We start from the raw sequence: 11,576 nt of genomic DNA, 5'->3' as shown, positions 1-11,576 counted from the left end.
TTATAATTTCATTATCAGAAAAATAAGCCATTTCTATATAAATTCTTTTCTTTGCCAACTTTAAATCCCCTGATATATAACATGTAATCTCTTCTCCTGATCAAGTTAAAACACGAATAGAAATTATAAATATATAAAATAAATTATCTTTTGATAACTTGAATTATATATAAAAATATAACATTGCAACTTCCGACCTACTGGCTCTTCTGCCAAAAAAGAGTACTAACAAAATGTTTAATCCAAATAATTCAATCCTCATAGATAAGCTAGATGCATAGTTTAATAATGTACATAAATTAGTTTTGCACACCCTGAAACAACTCATTTATATCTTATGTGTATACGTTTTTCACACTTCACTTATTTATGCACACATATTTTTTATAGATAAGCTCCCTAACCCCTCTGTCTTCTTTAATACTTTCTCAAGCTCTTCATTTTCTAAATACTTCCCGGCTGTCTTCATTAGCGTAATTAATTGACCTTCTGTATAACGTTTTGGTGGCTGTGTTTTTCCTTCTTTCACTTTCACCTTCGTTACTTTCCCTTGCTCTCCTTCAGCAACAACTGGCAAAATTGTTTCATCGTCTTTATCGTCTTGGAAAATAACTTTACGCCAACCTTCTTGAATTTGCTGCTTTCCTTTTGAAATAAACTCAGCACGTCCATCAACAAGCGTTGTAATTGTCGTATAATCAAAAATCGCCGCATCATAATGAGCCGCAATTAATCGTCTTACAATCATATCGTAAATTTTCTTTTCATCACCGGATAGTTTACTTGGGTTTGTCACTTGCTCTGTTGGGATAATCGCATAGTGATCTGTAACCTTCTTCTCATTTACATAACGCTTATTATTCATAATCGAAGAAATCGGGGCTGGCAATACATCTTTATACTCATCAAACTGACTTAACCTCTGCAAAATGTCAGGAAATGTCGAAGCTTCCCCTTCTGTTACATAGTTTGAGTCTGAACGCGGATACGATACAATTCCTTTTTGGTACAATGCTTGCGTAACATCTAACGTCTTCTTTGGTGAAAACTTAAATGCTTTATTCGCCGTTGCTTGTAATGAAGATAAATTAAATAAAAGCGGTGGCTGAAACTCTTTGCGCTCCGTCTTCATATCTTTCACTTCAGCCGGCTTATTTTGACAAAAAGCTGCGATTTTATTTGCCATCTCAGGGTCTTTTATACGAGCTTCCCCTTCTTTTTCCCACTTACCATCGTATTTCTTTCCCTCTATGTTAAATGTTGCGATGACTTCCCAAAATGGTTCAGATTTAAAGCTTTCAATCTCTTTCTCTCGCTTTACAATTAACGCAAGTGTTGGCGTTTGCACCCGACCAGCAGAGAAAACATCATTCATTCCTTTTTGTTTTAATAAAATACTGTAAACACGTGAAGCGTTCATTCCTACAACCCAATCCGCACATGAGCGCGTATATGCTTCATAATACGTATTGATTGTATCAGCTTCATCTAGTAAATTTTGAAATCCTTGGTAAATGGCTTGTTTTGTTAACGAAGAAATCCAAAGACGTTGCATCGGCTTTTGTACGTTGCATAAATTGACTATATTACGCACAATTAACTCCCCTTCACGCCCGGCATCACCAGCATGAATAATACTGTTCACCTGAGGATTATGTAACAGCTGTTTCACAACATTAAACTGTTTATATTTTGATTTCGTTACTTCAAATTGAAAACGCTCCGGAATCATCGGCAACGTATTAAGTGACCATTTCTTCCATTCTGCATGATAGTGCTCCGGATTGCATAGCTGCGTCAAATGACCAATCGCCCACGTACAATACGCACCGTTTGGAAACAGCTCATTTGGTTCCACTTCTAAATAACCGTCTTTTCTTCGGTATTTAAACTGAGAAACGAGCGCCAAACCTTGATCTGGTTTTTCGGCAATAATTAACTTCATCGTATAACTCCCTATCTCTATTCCTGTATTTCCATAATCGTATACTTTTTCATTCTGTACATTGTTCTCGACTTCTCATATTATACGCTTAACTTTTATATGTTCACAACAGTTTAGAGTTATATGATGATTTCTTTGAGCGACGTGGTATGAAACCTAAAAATAACTAGCTAGGTTTGGGCCCAAACAAACATTAAAAATAACACTAGAAACGAATCCACCATCTAACAAGTATACTTAACAGAAAATCAGAACAACACCTTCCTTTATCATTATTTCTTCGGAAGTATAATACCGATGCTTATTAATATAAAGCCAATCCATTGCTCTACTGATAAACCAAATAGAAATGAATTTTGCTCAGTAAGGAAGGAGAGCATAATACGAGTAATTCCTGCTCCAATAAGAAAATAACTCATATAAATTCCACTACCTAGCTTAATTTTCCGTATCCATAACCAGATTAGTAGAAATATGACAATGATAATCTCATATAAGTGAATTGGGTGATATGTAAATTCCGAACCGTATACGTATGTTCCCCACGGCAACTCTGTTTGAAATCCATATACTGGATTAACAAAGGAATAAGTAATTAGTATAATACCAATTTCAAAAGGAAGTAAGTCTAGTAAAATACGAAGTACAAAGCGATTCCTTCTCGTTTTCAATAGTATGTATCCACTTGCTAATGTACATCCAATAACAACATGTATTATGCTACCACCAGTTAAAAGTATAGCTTTAGGTGACTGAATCACCCAGTTCGGATTTATAACGGCCGGTGCAAATTTCCATGTAATCATTATAATTAATATTACATTCGTTAACATATCGAGCACTTTCTCATGTGGAATACGATGTTTTTTCATCTTCTGCTTAACAATGATAAGCCCAAGTAAACTACCTATCACTGGAGATATCATCTGTAAATTAACCATCCACGTTCCCATATTCAATCAACCCTCCATCAATTTCTTCATTTTTTCTAATTCCCCTGATGATAATTTACCAATTACCCGACCAATAATAATGCCCTATTTATATAAAAAGTATGATGTTACTACGGGGCAACTTTATAATTTAATCCAAATATCATCTCTATATACAAATTAACAAAACTTAAATCTATGAAGCTCTGAAAACTCTTTACGAAATACAATTACATCAAATTCTTCTTCCTTTAGCTTTTACGTCAAGCAGTTCAAAAAAGGTTCAAGTCTTCCCCACATAACTTACAAGTTTTCGAAAACATAACTTTCTTCATTTCACACTACGAATTGTAGTGCACAATAAAAGAAAGGTCAAATATAATTTATTATTGCAATCCTTTATTTTATATAGTGAGTAAAAATTAACTATTCGATAATTCTAACTCCCATAATTTTTTTATATTTTCCTTTTCATTCAAAAAAACTTATAGTATACTAACTGAAAATCATTGTAGGAGAAAGGGAGCAAAGAATTATGTTTATTTATACAACTGTAGTCACATTTGTACAAAAACATCATCATCATACGTAAACCCTTGAAACCTAGCGGAAAAATCACGCGTAGGTACAAGGGTTATTCCCATTGTACCTACGCTAGGCATAGTAAGAGCCATGTAGGTATTTTTTATCTACATGGCTCTTTTTTTATTTACAAACCGCTAGTAACAAAAGATAACAAGCAAAAAATCAAAAACAAGAGAGGGAATATTTATTATGAACGCTGTACTCATCGCTGTAGCAGTGATGCTACTTCTTAGTTTATTACGTGTACAAGTTATTGTTGCTATTATCGTCGGCGCTTTAACTGGAGGATTAATTGGAGGACTTGGAATTACAGAGACAATCTCTACTTTCACTGAAGGTCTAGGAGATAGTGCTCCTATTGCCTTAAGCTACGCCATGCTTGGTGGATTTGCGATTTCCCTTTCTAAAACAGGACTTCCTGATGCTATGATCCACACTGCACTACGTTGGATTGAAAACGAAGGAGATTCGAAAAAGAAAGCATACTCAAAAGTACTTATTTTGTTAATTATCCTTACAATGGCTGTTTTTTCACAAAATGTCATTCCTGTGCATATTGCCTTTATTCCTATACTCATTCCAGCACTTTTAAAAGTATTAAACGAATTACAAATTGACCGACGTCTCGTTGCATGTATCATTACATTTGGTCTTATCACACCTTATATGTGGATTCCAGCAGGGTTTGGTAAAATTTATCACGATATTCTTCAATCAAATGCTGCACAAAGCGGCTTAACTTTTGATGTTTCACTCATCCCAAAAGCAATGACGATTCCAGCGCTTGGAATGATATTAGGCCTATGTATTGCTATTTTTATCACATATCGTAAACCACGAAAATACAACGAGTTAAATGTAGAAAAAACTGAGGACGAAACGATTCCTTACACAAAGAAAAGTATTGCATTTGGGTTGCTAGCAATCGTTGCAACACTTAGTGTACAACTTGCAACAGAGTCAATGATTTTTGGTGCTCTCGCTGGAATTATTGTCTTATCGTTAAGCGGTAGTCTACCTCTTAACGAAGCAGACGTAATTTTAACGAGCGGAATGCGCATGATGTCATTTATTGGATTTGTTATGATTTCTGCTGCTGGGTTTGGTGCCGTTCTCCGTGAAACAGGACATGTCGAATCGCTTGTTGAGACAAGTGCAAGTTTAATAGGAAACAGTAAGCCACTAGCTGCGTTTCTTATGCTTGTCATCGGTTTACTCGTTACGATGGGAATTGGATCATCATTTTCTACCATTCCAATTTTAACGACAATCTTTGTCCCACTTTGTATCCAACTTGGTTTTAGTCCGATGGCAACAATTGCAATTATCGGCACAGCTGGTGCACTTGGCGATGCAGGGTCACCTGCTTCTGATAGTACACTTGGTCCAACTTCAGGACTTGGTGCAGATGGACAGCACCAACACATATGGGATACTTGTGTACCAACATTTTTACACTACAACATTCCGCTTCTTATTTTTGGATTTATTGCTGCCCTTGTTTTATAAGCAACATAAAAAAGAGTATACTATCTAGTTCATTTGTGAGATGCAAAGAAAACACATTTCAATTTTTATATTAAAATACAAAAAAACTTTAGTGAAACGAAGTAAATATAGAACAAAAGAGACTGACTTAAAAGAAGCCAGTCTCTTTTGTTCTAAACTCAAACATTAAATATTTACAATGTTATTTTAAAATATCTCAATCTAATAACTATCACTATTTAAATAGAAGATTTTCACCTAATATATAATTTTGGATTTACAGCATTACTTTTTTGAACATTCCATTCACCTTTATGAAGTTCAAAATGTAAATGTTGCCCCGAAGATTGTCCAGTATTCCCCATAACTCCAACTTGTTGCCCTTGCTTTACTTTTTGTCCAACAGAAACAGAACGGCTTCTTAAATGCGCATATACAGTTGTATACGTCTCTCCATCTATATTATGAGTAACAAATACAACATTCCCATAACTACTTGAATAATAAGAACGAGTGACTTCTCCACTTGTAGCAGCAACAACTGCTACTGTTCCTGAAGCGGCAATATCTATTCCATAATGCATTTTCCCACCACGCATCCCAAATTCAGAAGTGTAACTTCCTGCAGATGGCTTAATAAAGGCACTTGTATGATTACCCGTATCAGATTCACCTGAAACTGGTGTCTTTGATAAATATTGACTTGATATATAACCAGTTTTTCCGTTGTAATTAATTTTGCTCCATCCATTTTGTTCAGATAGAACTGTCACTTTTACTCCTTTTGATAGCGCACCGATTACGCCATAATTTGTTCCAGCACCACTTCTTACATTTAACGCGTTTATGTTAACGTGGTAGTCGCCAACTGCTTTTGATGGATTACTTGTTTCAGGCTGAGTGGTTGTGCCACCTGAAACAAATTTTACATACTCACTACTCACATAACCGGTTTTCCCATTGAGATTAATTTTGAACCAACCACTTTCGGCACCATTCACTTGCAACGTCTGTCCCTTTAACACACTACCAAGTACACTATGGGAACTAGCAGGGCCTGTACGAACACGTAAAGAAGTTGTATCTACAACGTATGTACCGCCTGTTTGAACAGTAACATTACTATTTTGTTGTCCACTCGAATTTGAATTCGTGTTTGCATTCGATCCACCTTTTGTAATGTAATCTTTACTAATATAACCCGTCTTTCCTCCATAGTTAATCTTAAACCAATTTTGTTCCTCACCAGTGACCTGTACAACTTCTCCTTTCCGGAGGGATCCTAAAATCGCATGAGAAGTGTTAGGGCCTGTACGAACGCGAAGGGAAGAGGCATTAACTGTATAATTTCCACTCGCTGCTTGAACAGCTTGATTACTTCCAGGTGTAGAAGAGCCACTATTTTCAACAAATTCACTATTTACGTAGCCAGTTTTTCCTTTGTGGTTAATTTTTAACCAACCATTCTCTTCACCAACGACTTGTAATATTTGTCCTTCGTACACACGAAATGTGACGGCATGAGAAGTACTAGGACCTGTGCGGACGTTTAGTGCGTCGGCAGTTACTTTGTACGCTCCGCTAGCTTGCGGAGCTGCTTGGGCGTTATCCAATAATGGAGATACTGCACCAGCTACAGATACTGCTGCAAGACCGGCAAGATATTTTTTCATAAGTATAAAACACCCTCTTGTAAGTATATTTATTTATAATTATATACAAATTAAATTATTTTTTATACTAAATATTTTTCTATTTATGTGATACTCTTCTTTTATTTTTAGATATTTAAAGGAAGAGAATAGTTTCTTTTCATTCGGATTCGTTATAAAACAAAAAACTGATACACAAATCGCGCATCAGTTTTTCAACACTATCGTCTTCTTTGAAAGAAAGATAGAAAAGATGGCTCCGGCATAGTACCAAAACCATCTTTTACATACTAGCTTTTTCATTTTTTATTTGTATTGATTTTCAAATATCCCGTTAAACCTCCGTAAACAATATCACCATTGGGTAGAAGCTGAATTAAAGAATAAGCCCCGTTATATGCTTGACTGTCTCCTAAGATTAAGCGCGTTTTCACTTTACCTGTATCCCAATCCAGTCCAGTGATTTCCCAGGCCCCATCAACATAACGATTGAAATAAGCTTGGTTACTTCCCGCACTTATAAGAGGGATGACCGACGGGGCGCTCATATTTGGATCCGCCCATTTACTTTTCCACTCATTTTTCTTCGAATCCCATTCGAATTTTTCGACTCCTTTTGGTCCTTGGCGTGTTACACCGGAAACAATAACGTTTTCAATCTTTGTTTGGAGCTTATCAGGAAGAGTATTGTTGACTACAAAGGCACCATATCCTAGTACTGCTACTGATTGCTCCGACTGTGCTTCCTCTACATTTTTTTGTCCAAAATTGACTTTCATTTGCCCAGCAATACGGTTAGATTTCGTTCCAGGTTGCTGCTGAAAGTTTTCCGGAATTTCGTCGCGCCAAAACGCAACAATGTTCATCGCTTTAGAGCCATCCGTAATGACAACAAGTTTATCTTCATCATCACCAAATCCCATTAAAGTAGGAGTAGACCCTGATCCTATGTCAAGTTTTATACCACCAGCTGCTCCCTCTTCCACGTTGTACTCCGATTTCCAAGCTCCATCTTCTGGATTATTACTTAACTTCTCTCCATCCCAAACAAACTTATTCATGTGTTTACTAGATACTACATAAATACCACCTTTTTCATCAAGAGAAAAGGAATTTGAGATTGTTTCCCCATCTAACTTAATGTACTGCGGTTCTTCTTGGAAATAACGGTCTATTACTCCCACTACACCACCTAATGTTGCAAATACCAGTTGACCGTCATAAGTAATATTTAGCCCTAATATCGCGTCAGGCAATTTTGCGTTTGGACTCAAAATCTCCTTCGGCAATGTATACTGTCGTCTTAATTCAATTTCTGAGAATGGATCATGTGGGTTTTTGTCACCAAAAACCATAATGCTCTCATTTACAACCGTATAAAAGTTCCCCTCGTAGTCCATTACTGGATACACCCCGGAACGCGCAGCAACATTCTCTCCATATTTAGGGAATTCCTTGTTAATGTAATGTAATAAATCTTTCTCACTTTTGAAACTATCCATTTTATTCGTTACCTTATTAGCATCTTTCCGTGATAAATACGCCTGACCTGGAATTTTAAACTCCGAAATGGGTTTAAACTGATCATCATCAATCAAAACCTTTGCAATCCGGTTATTGTTTGCTAGCCAAATCACTTGTTCTCCTGTAGGATACACTGGCCCACTTACATAACTAATATTAATTAAACCACCTGGCATGCGTTGAATCTGTTTTTTAGAGATTTTCTTCTTTCCAGAAGGGCCTGGAATTACAGTTGAATCCGTTTGGGCAGAATCCAAATGTGTAAGCCCTGATGACCCATCTACTAAAAAAGGATTTTTCGGAGGCCTATTCGGTACATCAATATCACTTAACGGACTTTTCTCCTTTTTCTGTTTCATATCCTTAGTAGTTTCTTTCGTATTCGCTTCCGCCTTTGCTGGATAGGTAACAGTCGATGACACCAATAGCAAACTACTAAATAAAAGAAATAGTTTCATTTTCATCATATTACGCCCCCTTTACCCTAATAACGATGAGGAGCTTGTACAACCGTTTCAATAACTTGTTTTCCGACAGCCGTAATAATCTCTACAGGAATCGGGTATGCAACACTGAGTGGATCCGTAGCTACAGCTTGAATCACTTGTTCCAAATCACTTTCTCTTGCATTATATTGTGTGAAATTATTCTGCAATCCAACTTTTTCTTGCAGTGCTTTTATTTTATTTACTATCCCTTTCAGTAGTTGTGGTGGTTCATTTCCATTCGTATCAATTCGTAACGCGTCGGCTAATTTGTGCGCGTTTGCTTCATATAAGCCCGGTAACCTTTCCATTACAACAGGAAGTAATACTCCGTTTGCTACGCCATGAGGAATATTGTACAAGGTACCATAAGCATGAGCGAAGTTATGAACAGGCCAAATGAGCGGCGCATAGATAAACGCCATAATTGCCATCGTACTCGCTTGTAACATAAGCATTCTCGCTTCAATGTTCTTACCGTTTTCCACAACGAGCGGTAAATTTTCGTCAATTAATCGGATAGCATGGATCGCATAAGAGTCCGTAAATGCAGTTGCATTTGGAGAAACTAGAGCCTCAATTGCATGGGTTAAAGCATCAAACCCAGTAGCTGCAGTCATCATTGGCGGTAATCCCACAGTCAAGTCCGGATCAAGAACAGCCATATCTGCCGTGATGAAAGGATTCAGCATCCCAGATTTCACATTCAATTTTTTGTTCGAGATTACAGTTCCAGGCGAAACCTCCGCTCCTGTCCCTGCAGTAGTTGGTACTGCAATATGCGGGATAGGAATATAGTTTGCCTCTGGCCAATTCATAATGACAACTCCAGTTGGAATCGCTTCTTCAATATCTGATATTCCTTTATGCAGTGCATATTTCACAGCTTTTACGACATCCTGTACACTTCCACCACCCACAGCTAACAAACCGTCAGCACCTTTTTCACGGGCATACCGGATGGCATCATTTACACATTCCATATCTGGATCAGGGCTAATATCTAAATAAATACCAGCTAACTCTGGCCCAACTCCATGGGTAGTTAAGCTGAAAATTTCTGCTACTTGATCAACAACACCGGCTTGTTGCAAGCCACGATCACTAAATAAAATTACCCTTTTTCCTCCTAATCCCCGAAATAAATCCGGAATCATTACTCTACTTCCAGAACCGCTATGAACCACCGTACGCATCATATAGGGAGAATAAGTAGTTGCCATATGACTCACCTCATATCATTTTTTTATAAAATACCATTATTGATTTACATTTGAATTAGAAAATAAAATCCCGTTCGTAGCTCTTTTCTCTAAATCCGTGACAAGCGACGTATGAACATGCTTAATTTCGGTATAAGCATCCAATGAATGCTTACCTAACTCACGTCCGAGTCCACTTTGTTTATATCCACCAAATGGTGCATCAGTACGAAGTAGATGCCAATCATTAATCCAAACCGTACCTGCTCTTAGCTTTCGAGCAACTTGGTAAGCTTTGTTCACATCTTTCGTCCAAACTCCTGCAGCTAATCCATAAATCGTATCATTCGCCATTTGAATCGCTTCATCCAAATTAGAGTATCGGATTACACATAATACCGGGCCGAATATTTCTTCTTGTGCAATTTTCATATCATTCGTTACGTTAGTAAAAATAGCTGGTTCAATAAAGTGTCCATCTTCGCATCCAGGTACAACTACCTCTTTTCCACCACAAATCAGTTTTGCACCTTCCGATAATCCTTCTTCAATATAAGAAAGAATCGTTTCTTTTTGTTGTTTCGATATAACTGGGCCAATATCGGTAGATTCATCTAAAGGATTTCCGATTTTAATTGTCCTTGTCCATTCTACAAGTCCTTCTACTACCTCATCATAAATTCGATCGGGTACAAAAAGCCTCGTACCTGATTCGCATAATTGACCAGAATGGAGGAACACACCTAGTAAACTTCCTGGTAAAGCAATATCAAGGTCTGCATCTTCTAGTAAAATATTTGGTGATTTTCCACCTAACTCCAAAGTTGTATTTTTAATCGTTCCTGCTGCCATTTGCATCACTTTTCGGCCCACTTCTGTTGATCCTGTAAAAGCAATTTTGTGAACCTTTGGATGCTTAGCAAGTGTTTCTCCTACTTCACTCCCAGGACCAGGTACGACATTAATTACACCAGGAGGAACGACCTCAGAAATAATTTCTGCCAATTTTAATGTAGAAAGTGGCGTATAACTAGCTGGTTTTATCACAATCGTATTCCCCATCGCTAATGCCGGAGCAATTTTGAAACTAGCAAGTAATAGCGGCATATTCCATGGGGTAATAGCAGCACAAACGCCAATCGGCTCCCTCCATATAAAATTATGAGCAGGTCCAGGTAATGGAGGCACTGGTAATGTTTCCGAATATGGATAATCGAGAATAAACTTACCAATCGTTTGAAACAGATCCGCAACTGTTAAAATATCTATACTTTTCAATCGGCGGATTGTTGCACCGGAGCTAATAGATTCTAAGTAAGCTAACTCCCCAGCATGCTCAGAAATCTTTTGGCTAATGTCAAACATCATCTTAGACCTTGCTTTCGGATTCATCTCACGCCAGGCCGAAAGTTCAAAAGCTTTACTAGCCGCTGCTACAGCCAACTCGACATCTTCTTTTGTACCTTTTGCCACTTTAGCTACCATTTCACCAGTAGCGGGATTAAAGACTTCAAATATTTCTCCACTAACTGATTCAACCCACTTGCCATTAATAAACAAAGGAAACGCTTTCATTTTTACATCGACTGACACCTAAAATCCCTCCTCTATTTTTCATCTAAAGCTTGAATTTACAATATCTTAAATATAGAATTGTAAATAGCACTCTTCTAAGAATTATTTTCATAAAAGTCAAACTTATTATATTCTGAATTTTACCTAAGATAAATTAACCTTACTATCCCTATAAAAGTAGGGATTCA

Annotated in this window: 6 protein-coding genes and 1 pseudogene; 1 reads left to right on the top strand and 6 read right to left on the bottom strand. The window is 37.1% G+C overall.

The genetic code is table 11. The features are described from left to right. Positions 1-394 precede the first annotated feature (394 nt). Positions 395-1,945, bottom strand: a pseudogene (locus tag BAMA_RS08055) (DNA topoisomerase 3); the annotation flags it as partial. 272 nt (positions 1,946-2,217) lie between these two features. After that, positions 2,218-2,898, bottom strand: a complete 681-nt coding sequence (locus BAMA_RS08050) for a prolipoprotein diacylglyceryl transferase family protein (RefSeq protein ID WP_034638102.1) — start codon at positions 2,896-2,898, stop codon at positions 2,218-2,220. A 753-nt stretch (positions 2,899-3,651) separates the two neighbouring features. Between BAMA_RS08050 and BAMA_RS08045 the strand changes: the two genes are divergently transcribed. Then, a complete protein-coding gene (locus tag BAMA_RS08045) occupies positions 3,652-4,971 on the top strand; it encodes a Na+/H+ antiporter family protein (protein WP_034638099.1) in 1,320 nt (439 codons plus the stop codon). A gap of 233 nt (positions 4,972-5,204) precedes the next feature. Here BAMA_RS08045 and BAMA_RS08040 read toward each other — a convergent pair whose 3' ends face one another. From BAMA_RS08040 to BAMA_RS08025, 4 genes are all read right to left on the bottom strand, one after another. Continuing rightward, the gene (locus BAMA_RS08040; protein WP_051758894.1) at positions 5,205-6,623 is read right to left on the bottom strand and encodes an SH3 domain-containing protein; all 1,419 of its coding nucleotides are present in this window, start codon (positions 6,621-6,623) and stop codon (positions 5,205-5,207) included. 278 nt (positions 6,624-6,901) lie between these two features. Next, positions 6,902-8,593 (bottom strand): hypothetical protein, encoded by a 1,692-nt coding sequence (locus BAMA_RS08035; RefSeq protein WP_034638097.1) that lies wholly within the window; start codon positions 8,591-8,593, stop codon positions 6,902-6,904. A 17-nt stretch (positions 8,594-8,610) separates the two neighbouring features. Beyond that, complete coding sequence (locus tag BAMA_RS08030) at positions 8,611-9,834, bottom strand: iron-containing alcohol dehydrogenase (RefSeq protein WP_034638095.1); 1,224 nt, start codon at positions 9,832-9,834, stop codon at positions 8,611-8,613. A gap of 36 nt (positions 9,835-9,870) precedes the next feature. Further along, entirely contained in the window at positions 9,871-11,406 is a 1,536-nt protein-coding gene (locus tag BAMA_RS08025) for an aldehyde dehydrogenase family protein (RefSeq protein ID WP_034638094.1), read from the bottom strand. Between the last annotated feature and the right edge of the window lie 170 nt (positions 11,407-11,576).

The sequence above is a fragment of the Bacillus manliponensis genome (assembly GCF_000712595.1).
Classification (GTDB): Bacteria; Bacillota; Bacilli; order Bacillales; family Bacillaceae_G; genus Bacillus_A; species Bacillus_A manliponensis.
The sequence above is the reverse complement of the archived record's forward strand: the minus strand, read 5'-3'. Positions and strand labels throughout refer to the sequence as shown.